Here is a 20,411-nt window from a genome sequence, read left to right as displayed (position 1 = left end):
GCCTCACGCCTGGCCGTGTCTTCTTTGCGCCTCGTGATGACGTAGGGCCTCGACGATCACCTTGAACGCCGCCGAGTTCTGCCGGGACGTCGGGTAATAGAGGTAGTAGCCGTCGAACTTCGGCGACCATTCGTCGAGCACGATGACGAGCTCGCCGGACCGGACCTGGCGCGTCACGATGTCTTCAGGGAGATAGGCGATGCCGAAGCCTTTCACGGCAGCGTCGATCATCGCGCGCGAGTCGTTGAAGGTCAGCTGCCCCTCGACGCGCACCCTGAGGTCAGGACCGCCCTTGGCGAATTCCCAGACGTAATGGCCTCCAGCCGCCGCGCGGCGCTTGATGCAGACGTGCTTCAGCAGGTCTTGCGGGTGCTTCGGTTTCGGATGCTCTTTGAGATAGGTGGGCGAGGCGACCGCCACGAGCCGCCAGTCCGGGCCGATGCGCACTGCGATCATGTCCTTCTCGACGCTCTCGCCGAGGCGGACGCCTGCATCGAAGCCGTCCTCGACGATGTTGCGGAAGGCCGTGTCGAGGCTGAATTCGACCTTGATGTCGGGATAGGCCTTCAGGACCGGCGCGAGCTTCGGCCAGACGGCTTTTTCCAGGGCATGGTCCGAGAGTGTGATCCGGATGGTGCCGGACGGCTTGTCGCGCAGGGACATCAATGCGGCGATGTCGCGCTCGATCTCCTCGATACGGGGGGCAACCGATTGTAGCAGCCGCTCGCCAGCCTCGGTCAGCCCGACGCTTCGCGTGGTGCGGGTCAAGAGCCGCAGGCCCATATGCGATTCGAGGCGCTTGATCGTATGGCTGAGCGTCGACTGCACGATGCCGAGTTTCGCGGCGGCCCTCGTGAAGCTGCGCTCGCGGGCGACGGCCGCGAACGCCAGCAGATCGTTGAAATCCTGGTTTGCCACGGCTTCGATTATTCATGGCCGTTATCGATTAATGCAAGCGAATTGTAGTGGCTAATCGAATTCCGCCCGCGGGCCTATGTGAGGTCGCGGATGCCGCCGGCACGCGTTGGACAGACAACATCAAGGAGGCACAGATGCAAATTCGGCAAGCGGGCTCCCAACCCTCCGCGAGAGCCCCAGGCGAGTATTTCACTGGGACTGTGCGGATCGATCCCCTGTTTCCGGCCGTCGAGCCGTCACGCGTCGCCGGCAATCACGTCACTTTCGAGCCTGGCGCGCGCACGGCCTGGCACACGCATCCGTTCGGCCAGACGCTCATCGTCACCTCCGGCTTCGGCCGTGTGCAACGTTGGGGCGGTCCGATCGAGGAGATCCGTCCGGGCGATGTGGTGTCGTTCGAACCCGGTGAGAAGCACTGGCACGGTGCGTCCCCAAAGGCGGCCATGAGCCATATCGCGATCCAGGAGGCGCTCAACGGCAATCCGGTCGAATGGCTGGAAAGGGTGACGGACGAGCAGTACGGCGATCACGCCGGCAAAGGAGAATGACGATGAAGGCAACCGTGCTCCATGGACCCGGAGATGTCCGCTATGAATCGGTCGACGATCCCAAGCTGATCAAGCCGACCGACGCCATCATCAAGCTGTCGGCGACCTGCATCTGCGGCTCCGACCTCTGGCCCTATCGCGGCCTCCAGCCGAACGAAGGCCCCGCGCACATGGGCCACGAATATTGCGGCGTCGTCGTCGAGGTTGGCAGCGCGGTGCGGAGCATCAAGCCCGGCCAGTTCGTGGTCGGCTCGTTCTGCCTGTCGGACAACACCTGTCCGCATTGCAAGTTCGGTTTCCAGTCCTCGTGTGAGCAGCGCGAGTTCATGTCGGGCGCGCAGGCGCCCTACGCGCGTGTCCCCCTTGCCGACGGCACGCTGGTCGCGACCCGCGAAATGCCGGGAAGCGATCTGATCCCGCATCTGCTCGCAACCTCCGACGTGCTCGGCACCGGGTGGTACGCGGCCGACGCTGCCAACGTGAAGCAAGGCGCGACGGTCGCGGTGGTCGGTGACGGTGCGGTCGGCCTGATGGGCGTGCTCGCGGCGAGAGAGATGGGCGCGGAGCGCATCATTGCCATGAGCCGCCACGCGACGCGGCAGGCGCTCGCCAAGCAGTTTGGTGCGACCGATATCGTGGTCGAGCGCGGCGCGGAGGGCATCGCGCGCGTCAAGGAGCTGACTCGCGGCGTCGGCGCGGACTCGGTGCTCGAATGCGTCGGCACGCAGGAAGCGATGTCGCAGGCTCTGGAATGCGCGCGCCCGGGCGGCACCATCGGCTATGTCGGCGTTCCCCATGGCGTGACCTTCGACGGCCAGGCCTTGTTCTTCGGCCAGCGGCGCATGCTGGGCGGTCCCGCCCCAGTGCGCCGCTTCCTGCCCGACTTGATGGATCGGGTGCTTCAGGGCCGGATCCAACCGGGCAAGGTGTTCGATCTCACGCTGCCGATCGACCAGGTCGCCGAAGGCTACAAGGCGATGGACCAGCGCCGCGCGATCAAGACGCTGCTGACGGTGTGATGACAGAGGAGGGCGTCGATCTCGTTTGAAGCGACACCTTGTCGATTCTACCCAGTCATCATCCGTTCAAAATCCGCTGCTAAGGTGCCACTCGACGATTGGCTTGCCGGATGTACGCGGGCCGTATCGCAAGCCTCGGCCTTCGTGCCGAGGTTTTTTGCGTGGCATCGTGCGGAAGCTGGCGGAGCCGAGCGGGGAGGTTCAACCCGGCGGCACGTCGTCGAGCGGCCAGATGGGACGGCGGACGTTCCGATACGACAGCTTGGTGTGATCGTTGGTGGCAAGGCCGCCGCTGTCGGCCAGGATCACCTCCTTGGCCATGGGCCCGAAGGCAGCCCGGAAGTGGTGCGCTGACTTGACCGCGACGATGCGGAATTGAGCCGGTTCTGCTCCGAGAATTCGGAACATTTCCTGATCGTAGGTTTGCAGCGTGTTGGTCGAAATCGCGATCGAGATGCCGTCGACCTCGAGCAAGGCGCTGGGCCCGAGCGTCATGGGCTGACCGGCATTCATCGGCCCTTCGCATACGAAGGCGCCGTCCGACAGGCCGGTCACCCGCCCGGTCAGCGTGAGCGGAGGTCCGTAGCTTTCGGGATGGCGTTTCGCCCCCAGAACGACATCCAGGCTGGCCCCAAGGCCCGCGGCATGGCAGCGGGCCGCGGCTTCGGGGTCGCCGAGGACGCCGAAGAGCACGCTGCGGATTTCGGCCTGCAGCAGCGCCTCCAGCAGGCGGATGCCATCGCCGTAGGCGCCCGATCCGGGGTTGTCACTGAAGTCGGCGATCACGAGGGGACGGGTGTCGGCGACATCCGCTGCGGCCGCGGCGGCAAGCCTCGTTGCGGTCGGCAGGTCCAGCGCCGTGACGGTGACTTCGGCGCGCCGGCGGATCATCTCCTCCTGGAGCGCGGCCGCGGCCTGCCGCGCGGCCGCTTCGGCGGCGTTGTGAGAGGCATCGTAGGTGACCTGAACGCTGGGGCCGACCTCGGCAATGTCCGAGCGGCTGAAGCCCGCGCAGACATCGACGGACAACAGGCCGGGCGTTTGCGCCTGCATGTCCGCGGCGCGCGCCAGCAGGTCGCTCATCACGCCGCCCTGGGTGCGTCCGTGGTTGCATCCGTCGAGCAGAGCTGCCTGCGAGCGGAAGACCTTCGGCCGGATCGTGCCATCCATCGCCGATTGCAGCAGTTCGGCGGCGCGGTACGCCGTCTCGTATTGGTCGATGTGCGGATAGGTGCGGTAGGGAAGCATGATGTTGGCCAGCCGGCCCATGCGTTCGGTGACGTTGGCATGCAGATCGAGCGTCACCGCAATTGGAATCGTTTCGCCGAGACGCTGGCGCAGTCCTTCGAGCAGGGCACCTTCGGCGTCGTCGTCGGTCTCGGTCACCATCGCGCCGTGCAATGCCAGGATGACGCCATCGAACGGTCCGGCTTCGCAGGCTTCAAAGACCAGGCGCTGCAATTCGGCCCAGCACGCGGCCGTCACCTTGCCGGATGGGGTGGCCGCGGCGGCGACCGGCTGTACCAGTGTCCAGCCGTAACATTTGGCTGCGGCCAAATGCGCGGCGATCTCCATTCTGGTGTCGGCCAGGGCCACGGCGATTTCGCCATCGCGCAGAAATAGCCGCTTGCGATAGTCCTCGAGTGTCGTCGGGACGATCGAGAAAGTGTTGGTCTCGTGGGCGACTTGCGCCGAGAGAACACGCCGCGTCTGGCTCATGGGATTCCTTGGTTTTTTTCTTATGCAATCTCACAAGTCAGCCGCGCCGACACGCGCCGTCTCCTGCTCAGCACTGCATGACCGCATCGTGCCCCTGTTTTGCCCGACGAGTCAAAATCAATACCGTAAGGCCAGCAGTTTGCGCTGGCCACCCAAGTCACTGAAAAATCTGACCCCTTCTACTGTGCATGGGGTTGTTTTCCAGTTTTTGTCTGGAAGCCACCGCCGCCTGGCGGCGGAATTCGCGCCGTCATCCCGCCTTGGCGATGCGGCCGTCTGCCGACCCCGACCGCAGGTTCTGGAAGAACTTCTCAACCTCCCGCGACAGCGTATTCGCCGTCTCGGTCACACTGCTTGCGGCCGTCAGCACCGAGGCGGCCGCGGTGTCGGTCTCGCCGATGGCGTCGCGGAGCGAGGTGATGTTCGCCACGAGCGTCTCGTTGCCTTGCGCGGCGCTTTGCGCGTTGGACGAGATCTCGCGCGTGGCGGCGTCCTGCTGACTGACGGCGCCGGCGATCGCCGAGGTGACCTCGTTGATCTCGCGCACCGCGCCGCCGATCTCGCGCACGGCGTCGACCGCGTTGCGGGTCGAGGCCTGGATCATCGCGACGTTCTCGCCGATCTCGGCGGTGGCCTTGGCGGTCTGGCCCGCGAGAGCCTTCACTTCATGAGCGACCACGGCAAAGCCGCGGCCGGCATCGCCGGCGCGTGCGGCCTCGATGGTGGCGTTCAGTGCCAGCAGGTTGGTCTGCTCGGCGATGGCCTGGATCAGATTGAGCACGCCGTCGATGCGCTGCGTGGCCGCGGCAAGGCTCTCGATCTCCGAGATCGACTTCTCGGTGCGCTGGCCGGTCTGCTCGACCGCGCCGGCGCTCTGCCGCACCTGGCGGCCGATCTCCACCACCGAGGCCGACAGCTCTTCGGCCGCGCCCGCCACCGCCGTGACGTTGTGCGAGGCCTGCTCGGTGGCGCTCGCCGCCGTGCCGGCGCGGCTGTTCGCGTCCGCGGTGACGCGGGTGATGGTCTGCGCGGTCTCGCGCATGACGGAGGCGTTGTCGCTGAGGCCGCGCATGATCGCGCCGATCGCCTCGCGAAATTGCTCGACGGATTGCTCGATGTGGCGGGCGCGCTCCTCGCGCGCGGCGGAATCCTGCGAGACCTGCGAGGCGAGATTGCGGTTGCGGCTCATGGCCTCCCGGAAGACCTGGATCGCGCGGGCGAGCGCGCCGATCTCGTCGGCGCGGTCAGAGTGCGGCACCACGATGTCCTCGGCGCCATCAGCGACCTGCTTGATGGTAGCGGTGATCGCGGCGAGCGGCCGGGCGATCGAGCGGGCGATGATGACGATGCCGATCACGACCAGGGCCAGCGCCACGCCGCCGAGGCAGGTCAGTACGAAGGAGAGGGTGCGGTTGGTCTCGGTCTCGCGCGCGATCTGCTTGGCGCGCTCGGCATAGACCTTGGATAGCGCCTCGAGATCCTTGTTCAGCGCCGAGCGCACGGCGCGGTTGGCGTCGTTGTCGCCCCATTCCCGCCCTGCGGCCGCATTGATCTCGACGCCGCGGCGCACCAGCTCCTTGCGGAACTCGACGAACTGCTCGATGCGCTTCTTGAAGGTCGCGAACTGCTCGGCATCGTCGGCTTTGACGATGGTCTCCCAGCGCTTCACGACGCCCAGGATCTGCTCGTTGAATTTGAGCAGGCCGTCGCCGAATTTCTTCACGACCTTCGGCTCGGTCGACATGTAGACGCCGCGCGATTCCATCACGACCGCATAGACCAGCGAGTTGACGCGCTCGACGTTCAGCGCGGCGGCGTTCGCCGTCTCGATCGCGCTGGTCAGGTCGGCGCTGCGGCGGCTGTTGTAGTCGGACAGCATGGCGATCGCCGCCGTGAGCAGCGCGAACAGTGCGAAGATCGCATAGAGCTTGGTGGCAAGCGTGAAGCGGCCGGCCAGCTTGGCGGCATTCCCAGATCGGTCTGCTGTCATGGTACTCAGGGCCCGGAATGGCCTGAAGCGGCCGGTGAACGGGATCGTGTAAAATTGATGCAAAACTATGCAGAACGAAGATGGATGCGGCGTTAACGCGCCCGTTAGCTGCCTCGGTCCTTGGGCGAAGGAAACGCAAGTTATTTCAGCGTCTTGATCAGAAGGTAGAGTTTCAGGATAGTCCTGGACTCGGCCACCGGCCGACGACCCCCTGGAGAGACCCTTGGTCTACCGCCACACCATCGACGCCACGACCCACACGTTCCCGGACCTGCGCGATCTCCTGGCCAAGGCGACCCCGCCGCGCTCCGGCGACCGGCTGGCCGGGATCGCCGCCGACACGGCCGAGCAGATGATCGCGGCGCGGATGGCGCTCGCCGACGTGCCGCTCGCCCAATTCCTGCAGGAGGCCGTCATCCCCTATGAGGCCGACGAGGTCACCCGCCTCGTCATGGAGGGCCACGACGCGACGGCCTTCGCGCCGGTGGCATCCCTGACGGTCGGGGCCTTCCGCGACTGGCTGCTGTCGGATGCCGCAACGCCGGCGGTCCTGAAGACGCTCGCGCCCGGCATCACGCCTGAGATGGCGGCCGCGGTCTCGAAGCTGATGCGCAACCAGGATCTGATCCTGGCGGCGCGGAAATGCGAGGTCACCACCGCCTTCCGCAACACCATCGGCCTGAAGGGCCGAATGAGCACCCGGCTGCAGCCCAACCATCCGTTCGACGATGCCAAGGGCATCACCGCCTCGATCCTCGACGGCATCCTGCTCGGGGCCGGCGATGCCTGCATCGGCATCAATCCCGCGAGCGACGATCCGGCCGTCATCGCGCAATTGCTGCGGCTGCTCGACGAGATCATCGCGCGGCTGAAGATCCCGACGCAGGGCTGCGTGCTGACCCATGTCACGACGACGCTGTCGCTGATCGGGCAGGGCGTGCCGGTCGATCTCGTCTTCCAGTCGGTCGCCGGCACCGAGGCCGCCAACCGCAGTTTCGGCATCGACCTTGCGCTTCTGAAGGAGGCGCAGGAGGCCGGGCTGTCGCTGCGGCGCGGCACCGTCGGGCAGAACGTGATGTATTTCGAGACCGGCCAGGGCTCGGCCCTGTCGGCGGGTGCCCATCACGGCGTCGACCAGCAGACCTGCGAGGCGCGCGCCTATGCGGTCGCCCGCGCCTTTGCCCCGCTCTTGGTCAACAGCGTGGTCGGCTTCATCGGCCCGGAATATCTCTATGACGGCAAGGAAATCATCCGCGCCGGGCTGGAGGATCATTTCTGCGGCAAGCTGCTCGGCCTGCCGCTCGGGATCGACATCTGCTATACCAACCATGCCGAGGCGGACCAGGACGACATGGACAATCTGCTGACGCTGCTCGCCGCCGCCGGCGTCACCTTCATCATGGGCGTCCCCGGCGCCGACGACGTGATGCTGAACTACCAGTCGACGTCCTTTCACGATGCGCTCTATGTCCGTGACGTCTTCTCCCTGCGCCGGGCGCCGGAATTCGATGACTGGCTGGTGCAGGCCGGGATTGCGGGCGCCGATTTCCGCATTGCCGGCGATGCGGGCCTGCTGCCTGATTTTGCCTCGCGGCTCATCGCCTGAGGGCGGCGCAAAGCGTCAAACTCGCCCCGTCAGGAAACTATCGGCGCCTCCCGGAATTATGCTTGTGCCACAATATTGAGAAATTCCGGCGGCAGCATTACGCTATGTGTCTGGCTGGCAATTTCCGCACCATCGATCGAGCGTGGCGGGGGAGCTTAGATGCGAGCTGAAAGTAACGGAACGTCCCGGCGGATCCTCTGTGTGTTTCCGCGCTACACCTCCTCGTTCGGTACGTTCGAGTATTCCTATCCCCTGACCGACGGTGTGCGCGCCTTCATGCCGCCGCAGGGGCTGCTGCTGATCTCCGCCTATCTGCCGCAGGATTGGCAGGTCAAATTCGTCGACGAGAACCTCCGCCGCACGACCCGGGAAGAGTTCGAATGGGCCGAAGCGGTCTTCGTCAGCGGCATGCACATCCAGCGCCAGCAGATGAACGACATCTGCCGCCGCGCGCATGAATTCGACTTGGCCGTCGCGCTTGGCGGTCCCTCCGTCAGCGCCTGTCCCGACTATTATCCGTCGTTCGACTATCTCCATGTCGGCGAGCTCGGCGATGCCACCAACCAGCTGATCGAGATCCTGTCGCGCGACACCTCTCGCCCCGAGAGCCAAGTGGTGCTGACCACCAGGGATCGCGTGCCGATGACGGAGTTTCCGATCCCGGCCTACGAGCTTGCCGACGTGAAGAAATATTTCCTCGGCAGCATCCAGTATTCCAGCGGCTGTCCCTATCAGTGCGAGTTCTGCGACATCCCCGGCCTCTACGGCCGCAACCCGCGCATCAAGTCGCCGGAGCAGATCATCGCCGAGCTCGATCGCCTGCGCGAATGCGGCATGACCGACACGGTCTATTTCGTCGACGACAATTTCATCGGCAACCGCAAGGCGGCGATGGACCTGCTGCCGCATCTGATCGAATGGCAGAAGCAGACCGGCTACGTGATGCGGCTCGCCTGCGAGGCGACGCTCAACATCGCCAAGCGCCCCGAGATCCTCGAGAAGATGCGCGAGGCCTTTTTCATCACCATCTTCTGCGGCATCGAGACGCCGGACCCGGGTGCATTGCATGCGATGCACAAGGACCACAACATGATGGTCCCGATCCTGGAGGGCGTGCGCACCATCAACTCCTATGGCATGGAGGTGGTGTCCGGCATCATCATGGGGCTCGACACCGACAAGCCGAACACCACGGACGCGCTGCTCGCCTTCGTCGAGGAATCGCAGATTCCGCTGCTCACCATCAACCTGCTGCAGGCGCTGCCGAAGACGCCGCTGTGGGACCGGCTGGAGCGCGAGGGCCGCCTGGTCCATGACGAGGGCCGTGATTCCAACGTCGATTTCCTGCTGCCCTATGATGACGTCGTCTCCTCCTGGAAGTACTGTATGGAGGTCGCCTACGCGCCCGAGAAAGTCTATGCGCGCTATCAGCATCAGTGCGACTACACCTATGCCAACCGCCTCAACGTCCCGGTGGCTCCGGAGATGAAGACCTGGCCCAATATCAAGCGCGGCCTGATCATGCTGCGCAACATCTTCTGGCAGATCGGGGTGCGCGGCGACTACAGGCGCGTGTTCTGGAAGTTCGCCTTCGGGCGAATTCGCCGCGGCGATCTCGAAGGCCTGATCGGCTCCGCCACGATCGCGCATCACCTCATCACGTTCGCGCGGGCGGCCTCGAGCGGCAAGCAGAACGCCTCGAACTACTCGATCCGGCTGCGCGAGGCTGCCGTTCCGGCCGAATGAGCGACAAATCCGCTCCGGCTCGTCCGACCCCCGACCTTAGGTCGTTCACGCCCGCGCGCGTTGCGCTTGGGCGCAGCGGCGCAAGCCTGCCGACCACAGCGCTGCTCGATTTCACGCTCGACCATGCCCGCGCTCGCGATGCCGTGCATGCCGCCTTCGATGCGCGGCGTCTGCTCGCCGATCTCAGCGCGCTAGGCCTTGCCGTCACCGAGGTGAGGAGCCAGGCCGTCGACCGCAGGGACTATCTGCGGCGGCCGGATCTGGGACGACGGCTTGAACCCGGCTCAGCGGAGCTTCTAGAACGAGCGGCTTCCGCGCCGTGCCAGATCGCTATCGTGATCGGCGATGGCCTGTCGGCGGCAGCGGTTCACGCCCATGCGGTGGCGCTGGTGAGGCGCCTGCTGCCGCTGCTCGCAGCCGATGATGGTGTCGCGATCGGCCAAATCGTCGTCGCCTCAGGCGCGCGCGTTGCGCTCGGCGACGAGATCGGCGCCATTCTCGGCGCGCGCATGGTTGTCATGCTGATTGGCGAGCGGCCGGGCCTATCGGCGCCCGACAGTCTCGGCGCCTATCTGACTTTCGCGCCGAAGCCCGGCCGTTCCGATGCCGAGCGCAATTGCGTGTCCAACATCCACCGCGCCGGGCTCAGCTACGACGAGGCCGCCGTCAAGATCGCCTGGCTGGTCCGTGAGGGGCTGGCCCGGCAGGTCAGCGGCGTGGCGCTGAAGGACGAGAGCGCAGACCGCGCGCCGCGTCGGATTGGCACATTCCCGCCCGGATGACCTGCAGGCCCCGAAATCGCCGCATCTTGATCGATTTGCCCACACTTCGCCTGCTTGCGAGAGGGGTGATTGACCTGCTAAACCCCTCGCGGCGATTTTCCGCGCATTTTCAAAGGGCAAGCCTCCCATTGGTATGGCGTTTTCAAGCCGTTCGCGGGGCGCAATAAGCTCTCAAGACCGAGCCGATTTAGGAACTGGATAAGGCATGCTCGAAAAGCACCGCGAGAATGAGGTTCATGTCGACAAGGTCGAGCAGGGACCTGCGTCCTCGATCGCCTTCGGGCTGGAGCGTCTCGGGCTGATCGCCGTCCGGGCGCCGATCCTCTCCTGCATCGTCCTGCTCGCACTGATCGTCGGCGCCGTGTTCGGCATCCACCGAATCAAGATCGACGATTCGCTGTCGCAGCTGTTCCGCTCCGACACCCGCGAGTTCAAGCAGTACGAAGATGTGACCAAGAAGTTCCCGGCCGAGGAATTCGACGTCCTCGTCGTGGTCGAGGGCAAGACCCTGCTGGCGCGGAACAATTTGGAGAAGCTGCGCGACTTCGTCACCGACCTGCAGCTGGTCGAAGGCACGCGCGGGCTGGTCTCGCTGTTCTCGGCGCGCCAGGCGCCGGCGCCGGGCAAGCTGCCGGCGGCACTATTCCCGGCCGAGCTACCCCAAGGCGCCGACTACGACAAGTTCATCGAGACGGTCAAAAACAACGAGATCATCCGCGGCAAGTTGTTGTCGGAAGACGGCACGCTGGCACTCATCGTGCTGTCGCTCGATCCGGAGGTCGTCGCCTCCAGCAAGCTGACCAAGACCGTCGGCGACATCCGCGCGTTGATGAAGGAGGATCTCAGCGAAACCGGGCTCAACGTGCAGCTCTCCGGCGTGCCGGTGATGCAGCTCGAGATCCGCAATGCGGTCGAGCGCGACGGGCTGACCTACAACATCCTCGGCATTCTTGCCGGCTGCATCATCGCCATCGTCTTCTTCCGCAAGGTCTCGTTCATGATCGCGGCGGCGTTCCCGCCGATGATCGCGATCCTGCTGGCGCTCGGCGCACTCGGCTGGGCCAATTTCAATCTCAACATGTTCCTGAACGTGATGACGCCGCTCATCATGGTGATCAGCTTCTCGGACTCGATGCAGCTCACCTTTGCCGCGCGTGACCGGCTGATCGCAGGCCAGGACAAGTTCACCGCGTTCAAGAACGCGGTGCTGGTGGTGGGGCCGGCCTGCGTGCTGACGCACGGCACCGCCGGCATTTCCTTCATCGCGCTGCAGTTCTCCAGCTCCGACCTGATCCGCAAATTCGGCGAGGCGGGCCTCGCCGCCACCGTCATCGCGCTGGTCGCGGTGCTGTCGCTGGTGCCGGTGTTCGGCGTGCTGTTCGTGCGCAATGAGAAGGTGTTCGCGGTCAAGTTCCAGGGCGCGGATGCCGGCGTCCAGGCACTGCGCAATTTCTGCTACTGGATCGCGGTGCGCATGGTGGGCCGGCCCGGCCTGTTCAGCCTGATCGCCGTGCTGTTCGTCGGCGGCCTCGGCGTCATCTACGCCAATCTGGAGCCGCGCTACCGGCTCGCCGACCAGGTGCCGGACAAGCGCCAGGCCGTTGCCGCCAGCGACCGGCTGGATGCCAAGCTCACAGGCGCCAATCCGGTCAACGTGCTGGTCGTGTTTCCGAAGGGGCAGTCGCTGTATTCGCCGGAAACGCTCCAGACCATCGCCGAGGTGCACGCGACGGTCGAGAAGGCCGCCGGCGTCGGCAACGTCTGGTCGCTGGAGACGCTGCGTCGCTGGCTGGCGGAGAAGGCCGGCAGCGCCGACGTCGCAACGCTGAAGGAATATGTCAGCGTCATCCCCGAGCATCTGGTGCGGCGCTTCATCGATGCCGAGCAGGACGCCGTCGTGGTCGCCGGCCGCGTGCCGGACAAGGATTCCAGCCAGCTGCTGCCGATCGTCGACAAGCTCGACACCGAACTCGACGCCGTCCGAAAGAAGCATCCGGGCTATGAGGTCGCGGTGACAGGTCTTGCTGCGATTGCGGCGCGCAATTCGGCCAGCATGATCGAGAAGCTGAACCGCGGCCTCACCATCGAATTCGCGCTGGTCGCGATCTTCATCGGCCTTGCCTTCCGCTCCTGGGTCGTGATGTTCGCCTGCATCCTGCCGGGCATTTTCCCGGTGGTGATGTCGGGAACGGTGCTGTGGGCGATGGGCGAGGGCCTGCAATTCGCCAGCGTCGTCGCGCTCACCGTCTCGTTCGGGCTGGGCCTCAGCGCCACCATCCACTTCCTCAACCGCCTCAGGCTGGAGAGCAAGCCGGGCGTCGGCTCGGCGCTTGCGGTGGAGCGGGCGACCGTGCTGGTGGGACCCGCGCTGATCCTGACCACGGTGGTGCTGGCCTGCGGCCTCGTCGTCACCGTGTTCTCCGACCTGCCGTCGCTCAGGCTGTTCGGCTGGCTCAGTGCCTTCTCGATGGTCATGGCCCTCGTCGCCGATCTCTTCATCCTCAGGCCGACGGCGATGTGGCTGATCAACCTGCACGCCAGGCTGCAGGGGACCGACAAGCCGGCGATTTAGAGAGGGGCAGCGAAGGCCGTCCCGCGCTCACGCGTCGATCCGGACGACACCGTGCGGATTGAACTTGAAATGTCCTCGGCCAAATCCTGCTCGCGCTAAAGCGCGAGTTTGCGGTCGCGCAGCGTCGCATTTATACCGCGCTCGGCCATGGCATTGGCGATCTTTCCATCGGCTTCACCGCGGACCATTCGTTGCCGCGGATCGTGTCCGTCTTGGTAAGTGCCCCTCGTGTCAGCAAAAAGCCCCCGGCTCGGGAGAACCGGGGGCCTATTCCTTCGCAGTGGGAAGGGCGTCAGCTCTTCGTCATGGTGATGTTCACGCCGCGGATCTCGCCCTTCGAGCTGATCTGCACCGTCTGCTTGCTGCCGTTGGTGCGCAGCGAGAGGTTGGCCGCAAAGCCGTTGGCCTCGACGAACACGTCGATCTGGCCGCCGCCGGCGGTGCCCTGGAGATTGCCGAAGATGTTGCGGCTGGACTCGCTCCAATTGCCGGAGATGCGCTCGCCCTGGCTCGTCACATCGCTGGTGAGGTCGAACTTGTAGCTGTCGGACGCGCAGTGCAGAGCCTGCTTCAGGCTGAGGCCGCTGCCGGCGACCTTGTAGTCGGCCTTGCAGCGAATGCGCTCGGTGGAGCCGTCGGACAGCGACACCGTGCCGGTGCCGGCCCAGGCGCCGTCGAAACCGGCAAACGGGCCGGACGACTGAGCGTGGCTTGCCGAAACCGAGAAGAGCAGCGCAGCACCGATGCCGGCCGCCTTGATTGCCAGTCCAGATCGCCCAAACAATGTCATCTCAAATATCCCGTTTTAGAACGACGCCCGCTCACGCTTGAGAACGTCTCGCCACATCGAAAGTTTAGTGTTCCGAGCCCGTGGCAGGTTCAAAGCCAGGCCGCCAGAGATGGCCATTCACGAAGCCTCACGCCAGGCCTGGAGCCGCCGATTTGTGCTGTTTCGGGATGTTTCCGGTGGGAAAAGCGGGGCGGACAGATGCAGCTCTGCAACAGGTCTGCGGTAAAGCGCGGCGTCCCTGAATTATGACGTAGTATCAACCTCTTACATCTGTCAATGAAGGTTGAGGGAAGCCCTGATTTGGTGAGGGCGGCGCCAATTTGGCCGCATTTGCCAGTGCTTGTGCCTTCTCTGAGGCCGCTACCGCGCGGCGACTTGCCATCAGAACAATCCGTTCCGGTCGTCCGCCCTGTGCAGTCCGGCTCCGGTGCGATTCTGTCGCCAGAATGAAGGAATACAATGCGTAAGCTTCTCGTCGCTCTCACCCTGCTGTCGGCATCTGTTTCGACGGCGGCGTTCGCCCAGCAGGGGCGTGGCACGGACGCCGAGCAGAAGGCCTGCACCCGCGACGTGCAGAAATACTGCCGTCCGGTCATCGACCAGGGCGATTTCACCATCCTGGCCTGCCTCAAGGAGAACCGGGCCAAGATCTCGCAGGCCTGCGACCTGGTCCTGAAGACCCACAACCAGTAAGCTCGGCCACTGGCCCACAAAAGGCGGCCCTGGGGCCGCCTTTTCGGGCCCGATTCGCGGAAGGGCAGCCATCGCCAGACAGGATTGGTTTTGCGGCCGTATTCCCCTATATGGGGGCCGCGGCGGATCGCCGGCATGAGCCCGCGAGCGAAGAAGCCCTTTCTGTCCAAACGATTGTAAACCAGCCCTCGATGACCTCTGCGAGCGAATTGCGATCCGGCAAGGGTGACCGCGACGAGAATTTTCCCGTCGCGTCCTGGATCATTCATCCGCGTCATCGCGCCCTGATCCTGGCGTATTATAATTTTGTCCGCACCGCCGACGACATCGCCGACCACGCGACGCTCCCGTCCGACCAGAAGCTTAGCTATCTCGACCTGCTCGAGGCGGAGCTGCTCGGCAAGGGCGACACCCAGGCTGAGGCCGTCAGCTTGCGGCGCGCGCTCGCCGAGCGCGGCATGGCGCCGCGCCATGCGCTCGACGTGCTCACTGCGTTCCGCATGGACGTGACCAAGCTGCGTTACGAGAACTGGGACGAAGTCATCCACTATTGCCGCTATTCGGCGATGCCGGTCGGCCGCTTCATGCTCGACGTCCACGGCGAGAGCACCTCGACCTGGGCCGCATCGGATGCGCTCTGCGCGGGCCTGCAGATCAACAACCATTTGCAGGATTGCGGCAAGGATTTCCGCGAGCTCAACCGCGTCTATCTGCCGCGCGATGCGCTGGCAGCACATGGCGCCTCGGTCGAGCAACTCGGGCTTGCGCAATCGCCGCCGGCGATGCTGGCCTGTCTGCAGGAGCTCGCCGCGCGCAACGAAGCGCTGCTCGACGAGAGCAGGTCGTTGAGCGCCGAGATCCGGGATTTCCGTCTGGGCATCGACGTCGCGGTCATCCAGGCCTATGCCGACCGCATCGTGCGCCTCTTGAAGGTGCGCGATCCCCTGCGCGAGCGGGTACATCTGAACAAGTTCGAACTGCTCGTCTTCAGCCTTGCCGGAATGCTTGGTGAGGCCGGCCGCCGCGCAATTGGACGCAAGGCCATTTCCAGACCGGGGACTGCACATGACGCTTGAGGCGACCTCGCCCGGCGCCAATTATGGCTCGACCGCATCCGGTAGCTCCTTCTACGCCGCGATGCGCATCCTGCCGCATGACCAGCGCGAAGCGATGTTCCAGATCTACAGCTTCTGCCGCCAGGTCGACGACATCGCCGATTCCGACGGCCCGCGCGAGGAGCGGCTCGCCGCGCTTCAAGAGTGGCGCAACGACATCGACGCGCTCTACCAGGGCAATCCGCCGCCGCGGCTGAAGGATTACGTCGCCTCGGTGAAGACCTTCGGCCTCAAGCGCGAGGATTTCCTGGCGATCGTCGACGGCATGGAGATGGACGTGCCGCAGGACATCCGCGCGCCCGACATGGCGACGCTGGATCTGTATTGCGATCGCGTCGCCAGCGCCGTGGGACGGCTGTCGGTGCGGGTCTTCGGCCTGCCCGAAGAGGACGGCATCCAGCTCGCCTATCATTTGGGCCGCGCGCTTCAGCTCACCAATATCCTGCGCGACATCGACGAGGACGCAGGTCTCGGCCGGCTCTATCTGCCGCGCGAGGCGCTGCTGCATGCCGGCATCACCTCTGATGATCCGAACCGCGTGATTGCCGAGCGCGCGCTGCCGAAGGTCTGCCTGCCGCTGACGCAGCGTGCGAAGGCGCATTTCGAGAAGTCGGACGAGATCATGAACCGCAACAAGCGCCGCGTGGTGCGCGCGCCGCGGATCATGTCGAAATACTATCATTCCATTCTGGATCTCCTGATTGCGCGCGGTTTCAACGCGCCGCGCCAGCCGGTGCGTGTGTCGAAGGTCACACGCATCGCCATCCTGCTCCGCTACGCTTTCATCTGATGCAAAAGACAGCTCACATCATCGGTGCTGGAATTTCCGGCCTCTCCGCCGCCGTGCGGCTCGCCAATGCCGGCTTCAAGGTCGCCGTGCACGAGGCCACGCAGCAGGCCGGCGGCCGTTGCCGTTCTTATTTCGACGGCGCCACCAATCTCACCATCGACAACGGCAATCATCTGCTGCTGTCGGGCAACAGCCATGCGCGCGCCTATGCGCGCGCGATCGGCACCGAGGCGGGACTCGTCGGGCCGGAAAGCGCGCAGTTTCCCTTCGTCGACATCAAGACCGGGCAGCGCTGGCAGATCGATCTCGGCGCGGGCCGGTTGCCGACCTGGGTGCTCGACGAGAGCCGTCGCGTTCCTGATACGAGTCTCACCGATTACCTGAAGCTGGCGCCGCTGATCTGGGCCTCGGAAGAGACATTGGTCGGCAAGTCCATTCCTTGTGAAGGCGTGCTCTACCAGCGACTGGTGCAGCCGCTGCTGCTCGCAGCCCTCAACGTCGATCCGCCCGAGGGCTCGGCGGGGCTTGCCGGCGCGATCGTGCGCGAGACGCTGCTTGCGGGTGGGCAAGCCTGCCGTCCGCTGATCGCGCGCGACGGCCTCAGTGCCGTGCTGATCGAGCCCGCGGTGAAGTTTTTGCAGGAACGTGGCCATTCCGTTCAGCTCGGCCATGAACTGCGTTCGTTTGCGACCAGTGACGGCAAGGCCATTGCGCTGCATTTCGGCGGCGAGGACGTGATCCAGATCGGTGAGGGCGATGTGGTCGTGATGGCGGTGCCGCCACGCGCGGCCGCGAGCCTGCTGCCGGGGCTGAAGACGCCGACGGAATTCCGCGCCATCGTCAATGCGCATTTCCGCATCACACCGCCGCCGGGTTCGGCGCCGATCCTCGGCGTGATCGGCGGCGTCGTGGAATGGCTGTTCGCGTTCCCGAACCGGCTTTCCGTCACCATCAGCAATGGCGACCGTCTGGTCGACATGCCGCGCGAGGAACTCGCGCAGACGATCTGGAACGAGGTCTGCGAGGCGGGCGGCGTGTCCGGTGAGCTGCCCCCTTGGCAGATCGTGCGCGAGCGCCGTGCCACATTCGCGGCGACGCCGGCGCAGAATGCCCTGCGCCCGGGGCCGGTCACCGCGCTGAAAAACCTGTTCCTCGCGGGGGATTGGACTGCTACGGGATTGCCTGCAACCATCGAGGGATCGGTGCGATCAGGTGATCGCGCCGCCGATCTGGTTCTGGCCGCCAAAGGATCCTGACAGGCGGCCCTGACGGGCAAACGTCCCGGCCAATTTCAATCGACTATCGGAGCAATCGAGCGAGATGGATTCCGTGAACGCGACCAGCCGCGAAGCCCTTCAACAGGAGGCCTTGCAACCGGGGACCTTGCAACCGGGCATCCTGGAAACGAGCATTGCATCGGCGACGCAGGGCGTCCTCGACTTCCAGCAGGCGGACGGCCATTGGGTGTTCGAGCTCGAGGCCGACTGCACAATTCCGGCCGAGTACATCCTGCTGCGCCACTATCTCGCCGAGCCGGTCGACGCCGTGCTCGAAGCCAAGATCGCCAATTATCTTCGCCGCGTTCAGGGCGCCCATGGCGGCTGGCCGCTGGTGCATGAGGGCGAGTTCGACATGAGTGCCAGCGTGAAGGCCTACTTCGCGCTGAAGATGATCGGCGACAGCGTCGACGCCCCGCACATGGTGCGTGCGCGCGAGGCGATCCATGCGCGCGGCGGCGCTGTTCACAGCAACGTCTTCACGCGCTTCCTGCTTGCGATGTACGGCGTGGTGACCTGGCGCGCGGTGCCGGTGTTGCCGATCGAGATCGTGCTGCTGCCGTTCTGGTCGCCGTTCCACCTCAACAAGATCTCCTACTGGGCGCGTACCACCATGGTGCCGTTGATGGTGCTCGCAGCGCTCAAGCCGCGCGCGAAGAATCCGAAAGGGGTCGGCATCGACGAATTGTTCCTGCAGGATCCGCGCTCGATCGGCATGACCGCCAAGGCGCCGCATCAGAGCATGGCCTGGTTCCTGCTGTTTCGTTCGCTCGACGGCATTTTGCGCGTGATCGAGCCGCTGTTTCCCAAGAGCCTGCGCAAGCGCGCCATCGATGCGGCGCTCGCCTTCACCGAGGAGCGGCTCAACGGCGAGGACGGCATGGGTGCGATCTATCCGCCCATGGCCAACATCGTCATGATGTATGACGCGCTCGGCAAGGACGAGAACTATCCGCCGCGCGCGGTCACGCGCCGGGGCATCGACAAGCTCCTCGTCATCGGCGAGGAGGAGGCCTACTGCCAGCCCTGCGTCTCGCCGGTCTGGGATACGACGCTGACGGCGCATGCGCTGCTGGAAGCCGGCGGTGACAAGGCGGTGCCGGCCGCCAAGCAGGGCCTTGACTGGTTGATCCCGAGGCAGGAGCTCGAGGTGAAGGGCGACTGGGCCGTGAAGCGGCCCGACGTGCGTCCGGGCGGCTGGGCCTTCCAGTACAACAATGCGCATTACCCCGACCTCGACGACACCGCCGTGGTGGTGATGTCGATGGACCGCATGCGCCGGGAACACGGCGCGAGCGGCTATGACGCCGCGATCATCCGCGGCCGGGAGTGGATCGAGGGCATGCAGAGCGACGACGGCGGCTGGGCCGCCTTCGACGTCAATAATCTCGAATATTATCTCAACAACATCCCGTTCTCCGACCACGGCGCGTTGCTCGATCCGCCGACCGAGGACGTCACGGCACGCTGCATCTCGATGCTGGCCCAGCTCGGCGAGACCGCGAAGACCAGCAAGCACGTGGCTGACGGGGTCGCCTATTTGCGGAAGACCCAGCACCCCGAGGGGTCCTGGTACGGCCGCTGGGGCATGAATTTCATCTATGGAACCTGGTCGGTGCTCTGTGCCCTCAACATGGCCGGGGTCGACCACAAGGACCCCATGATTCGCAAAGCCGCCGGCTGGCTGGCCTCGATCCAGAACAAGGACGGCGGCTGGGGCGAGGACGCCGTCAGCTACCGACTGGACTACAAGGGCTGGGAAGCCGCCCCCTCGACGGCCTCGCAAACGGCATGGGCCTTGCTTGCCCTGATGGCGGCAGGCGAGGTTGATCACCCGGCCGTCGCCCGCGGGGTGGAGTACCTGATTGCAACACAGAACGAAAAAGGACTGTGGGACGAGCAGCGGTACACCGCCACAGGCTTCCCCCGCGTGTTCTATCTACGTTATCATGGTTACCCAAAGTTCTTTCCGCTGTGGGCACTGGCGCGGTATCGGAACTTGCGGAACACCAACAGCAGGGTGGTAGGGGTCGGAATGTGACTTTGGGGACGGGGGACTATTTTACCGCGGGTCAGGCCATCGACCCGCGGCCGATACTGATCGTGACCGGACTGGTGCAGGAGGCCCGCATCGCGGCCGGGCCGGGAATGGCCGTGATCTGTTCATCGAGCAGCCCGACGCAGTTGCGGGCGCTTCTGACCGTGGTGGATCCCGAGACGATTCGCGGCGTGATCTCGTTCGGCGTGGCCGGCGGGCTCGACCCGACGCTGCGTTCCGGCGATGTCGTGCTGGCGACCGAAGTGCTCGACGGCGACACCCGCTGGGCCGCAGGCCTCTCGCTCGGCGACGATTTGATCGACCGCCTGACCTCGGGGCGCCGCCGCGTGGTGCGCGGCAGCCTTGCCGGTGCCGAGGAAGTGGTCACGGGGCGCTCCTGCAAGGCGGCGCTACACTCGGAGACGGGCGCTGCCGCCGTCGACATGGAAAGCCACATCGCGGCCGCCTATGCCGCCGAGGCCGGGCTGCCCTTTGCCGCGGTCCGCGTCATCAGCGATCCCGCCCACCGCGCGCTGCCGGCGCTCGCCCGCGCCGCGATCAAGCCGAACGGCCAGATCGACCTCGCGGCCGTGCTGCGCGGCATCGTGCGCAATCCGGCGACGCTGCATGCGCTGGTCTCGACCGGCATCGACTTCAACCGCGCTTTGCGGAGCTTGCGCGGCTGCCGCGATTATCTGATCGGCACCGAGCTGATCGACAGCGAGGCGCTGGTGTCGAAGGCGGCCTGACCTCTTGATGCGATAAAGCAAAAGGCCCGGTCGCCATCGGCGACCGGGCCTTTTGCGTA

General features: G+C 65.2%; 16 protein-coding genes. 12 read left to right on the top strand and 4 right to left on the bottom strand.

The annotated features are described in order from the left end of the window. Positions 1 to 3: 3 nt before the first annotated feature. Positions 4 to 918 carry a LysR family transcriptional regulator gene (locus tag XH84_RS04395; protein WP_128917067.1) on the bottom strand — a complete coding sequence of 305 codons (915 nt, stop codon included), beginning with the start codon at positions 916 to 918 and terminating at the stop codon, positions 4 to 6. A gap of 134 nt (positions 919 to 1,052) precedes the next feature. On the opposite strand from XH84_RS04395, the gene XH84_RS04390 reads away from it, so the two are divergent. Then, positions 1,053 to 1,466, top strand: coding sequence for a (R)-mandelonitrile lyase (locus XH84_RS04390; RefSeq protein ID WP_128917068.1), 414 nt, complete (start codon positions 1,053 to 1,055; stop codon positions 1,464 to 1,466). A gap of 2 nt (positions 1,467 to 1,468) precedes the next feature. Further along, complete coding sequence (locus XH84_RS04385) at positions 1,469 to 2,485, top strand: zinc-dependent alcohol dehydrogenase family protein (protein ID WP_128917069.1); 1,017 nt, start codon at positions 1,469 to 1,471, stop codon at positions 2,483 to 2,485. Between the two features lie 201 nt (positions 2,486 to 2,686). On the opposite strand, the gene XH84_RS04380 is transcribed toward XH84_RS04385, so the two are convergent. Both XH84_RS04380 and XH84_RS04375 read right to left on the bottom strand, forming a co-directional pair. After that, positions 2,687 to 4,204: a M81 family metallopeptidase gene (locus tag XH84_RS04380; protein WP_128917070.1), complete on the bottom strand. Its 1,518-nt coding sequence runs from the start codon at positions 4,202 to 4,204 to the stop codon at positions 2,687 to 2,689. A 250-nt stretch (positions 4,205 to 4,454) separates the two neighbouring features. Beyond that, positions 4,455 to 6,194 carry a methyl-accepting chemotaxis protein gene (locus XH84_RS04375; protein WP_128917071.1) on the bottom strand — a complete coding sequence of 580 codons (1,740 nt, stop codon included), beginning with the start codon at positions 6,192 to 6,194 and terminating at the stop codon, positions 4,455 to 4,457. A gap of 223 nt (positions 6,195 to 6,417) precedes the next feature. Between XH84_RS04375 and XH84_RS04370 the strand changes: the two genes are divergently transcribed. The 4 genes from XH84_RS04370 to XH84_RS04355 all read left to right on the top strand — a co-directional run bounded on the left by XH84_RS04370 (position 6,418) and on the right by XH84_RS04355 (position 12,900). Continuing rightward, positions 6,418 to 7,800 (top strand): ethanolamine ammonia-lyase subunit EutB, encoded by a 1,383-nt coding sequence (locus tag XH84_RS04370; protein ID WP_128917072.1) that lies wholly within the window; start codon positions 6,418 to 6,420, stop codon positions 7,798 to 7,800. Between the two features lie 159 nt (positions 7,801 to 7,959). Continuing rightward, entirely contained in the window at positions 7,960 to 9,546 is a 1,587-nt protein-coding gene (locus XH84_RS04365; protein ID WP_128917073.1) for a B12-binding domain-containing radical SAM protein, read from the top strand. Continuing rightward, on the top strand, positions 9,543 to 10,328 hold the full coding sequence (eutC, locus tag XH84_RS04360) for an ethanolamine ammonia-lyase subunit EutC (RefSeq protein ID WP_128917074.1): 786 nt from the start codon (positions 9,543 to 9,545) through the stop codon (positions 10,326 to 10,328). The genes XH84_RS04365 and eutC overlap by 4 nt, the downstream gene beginning before the upstream one ends. A gap of 205 nt (positions 10,329 to 10,533) precedes the next feature. After that, positions 10,534 to 12,900 (top strand): efflux RND transporter permease subunit, encoded by a 2,367-nt coding sequence (locus tag XH84_RS04355; protein WP_128917075.1) that lies wholly within the window; start codon positions 10,534 to 10,536, stop codon positions 12,898 to 12,900. A 292-nt stretch (positions 12,901 to 13,192) separates the two neighbouring features. Here XH84_RS04355 and XH84_RS04350 read toward each other — a convergent pair whose 3' ends face one another. After that, complete coding sequence (locus XH84_RS04350; RefSeq protein ID WP_128917076.1) at positions 13,193 to 13,690, bottom strand: hypothetical protein; 498 nt, start codon at positions 13,688 to 13,690, stop codon at positions 13,193 to 13,195. Between the two features lie 459 nt (positions 13,691 to 14,149). Here XH84_RS04350 and XH84_RS04340 point away from each other — a divergent pair, with 459 nt between their 5' ends. The 6 genes from XH84_RS04340 (at position 14,150) to XH84_RS04315 (ending at position 20,352) form a co-directional block, all read left to right on the top strand. Beyond that, positions 14,150 to 14,383, top strand: coding sequence for a hypothetical protein (locus XH84_RS04340; RefSeq protein ID WP_128917077.1), 234 nt, complete (start codon positions 14,150 to 14,152; stop codon positions 14,381 to 14,383). A 191-nt stretch (positions 14,384 to 14,574) separates the two neighbouring features. Beyond that, positions 14,575 to 15,459, top strand: coding sequence for a squalene synthase HpnC (hpnC, locus tag XH84_RS04335; protein ID WP_128917078.1), 885 nt, complete (start codon positions 14,575 to 14,577; stop codon positions 15,457 to 15,459). After that, positions 15,449 to 16,288 (top strand): presqualene diphosphate synthase HpnD, encoded by an 840-nt coding sequence (hpnD, locus tag XH84_RS04330; RefSeq protein WP_128917079.1) that lies wholly within the window; start codon positions 15,449 to 15,451, stop codon positions 16,286 to 16,288. The genes hpnC and hpnD overlap by 11 nt, the downstream gene beginning before the upstream one ends. After that, the gene (hpnE, locus tag XH84_RS04325; protein ID WP_128917080.1) at positions 16,288 to 17,544 is read left to right on the top strand and encodes a hydroxysqualene dehydroxylase HpnE; all 1,257 of its coding nucleotides are present in this window, start codon (positions 16,288 to 16,290) and stop codon (positions 17,542 to 17,544) included. Before hpnD ends, hpnE begins: the two co-directional genes overlap by 1 nt. A gap of 64 nt (positions 17,545 to 17,608) precedes the next feature. Then, complete coding sequence (shc, locus tag XH84_RS04320) at positions 17,609 to 19,606, top strand: squalene--hopene cyclase (RefSeq protein WP_128917081.1); 1,998 nt, start codon at positions 17,609 to 17,611, stop codon at positions 19,604 to 19,606. Further along, positions 19,540 to 20,352 (top strand): phosphorylase, encoded by an 813-nt coding sequence (locus tag XH84_RS04315; protein WP_128917082.1) that lies wholly within the window; start codon positions 19,540 to 19,542, stop codon positions 20,350 to 20,352. The genes shc and XH84_RS04315 overlap by 67 nt, the downstream gene beginning before the upstream one ends. The last annotated feature ends 59 nt before the right edge of the window (positions 20,353 to 20,411 follow it).

Source organism: Bradyrhizobium nanningense (assembly GCF_004114535.1).
In the GTDB taxonomy this organism is placed as follows: domain Bacteria; phylum Pseudomonadota; class Alphaproteobacteria; order Rhizobiales; family Xanthobacteraceae; genus Bradyrhizobium; species Bradyrhizobium nanningense.
The sequence above is the reverse complement of the archived record's forward strand: the minus strand, read 5'-3'. Positions and strand labels throughout refer to the sequence as shown.

What these genes read in the sequence shown, in the direction of transcription:
- XH84_RS04390 (WP_128917068.1), top strand. Translation starts at nt 1,053, where the DNA reads ATGCAAATTCGGCAAGCGGGCTCCCAACCCTCCGCGAGAGCCCCAGGC.
- XH84_RS04385 (WP_128917069.1), top strand. Translation starts at nt 1,469, where the DNA reads ATGAAGGCAACCGTGCTCCATGGACCCGGAGATGTCCGCTATGAATCG.
- XH84_RS04380 (WP_128917070.1), bottom strand. Translation starts at nt 4,204, where the DNA reads ATGAGCCAGACGCGGCGTGTTCTCTCGGCGCAAGTCGCCCACGAGACC.
- XH84_RS04375 (WP_128917071.1), bottom strand. Translation starts at nt 6,194, where the DNA reads ATGACAGCAGACCGATCTGGGAATGCCGCCAAGCTGGCCGGCCGCTTC.
- XH84_RS04365 (WP_128917073.1), top strand. Translation starts at nt 7,960, where the DNA reads ATGCGAGCTGAAAGTAACGGAACGTCCCGGCGGATCCTCTGTGTGTTT.
- eutC (WP_128917074.1), top strand. Translation starts at nt 9,543, where the DNA reads ATGAGCGACAAATCCGCTCCGGCTCGTCCGACCCCCGACCTTAGGTCG.
- XH84_RS04355 (WP_128917075.1), top strand. Translation starts at nt 10,534, where the DNA reads ATGCTCGAAAAGCACCGCGAGAATGAGGTTCATGTCGACAAGGTCGAG.
- XH84_RS04350 (WP_128917076.1), bottom strand. Translation starts at nt 13,690, where the DNA reads ATGACATTGTTTGGGCGATCTGGACTGGCAATCAAGGCGGCCGGCATC.
- XH84_RS04340 (WP_128917077.1), top strand. Translation starts at nt 14,150, where the DNA reads ATGCGTAAGCTTCTCGTCGCTCTCACCCTGCTGTCGGCATCTGTTTCG.
- hpnC (WP_128917078.1), top strand. Translation starts at nt 14,575, where the DNA reads ATGACCTCTGCGAGCGAATTGCGATCCGGCAAGGGTGACCGCGACGAG.
- hpnD (WP_128917079.1), top strand. Translation starts at nt 15,449, where the DNA reads ATGACGCTTGAGGCGACCTCGCCCGGCGCCAATTATGGCTCGACCGCA.
- hpnE (WP_128917080.1), top strand. Translation starts at nt 16,288, where the DNA reads ATGCAAAAGACAGCTCACATCATCGGTGCTGGAATTTCCGGCCTCTCC.
- shc (WP_128917081.1), top strand. Translation starts at nt 17,609, where the DNA reads ATGGATTCCGTGAACGCGACCAGCCGCGAAGCCCTTCAACAGGAGGCC.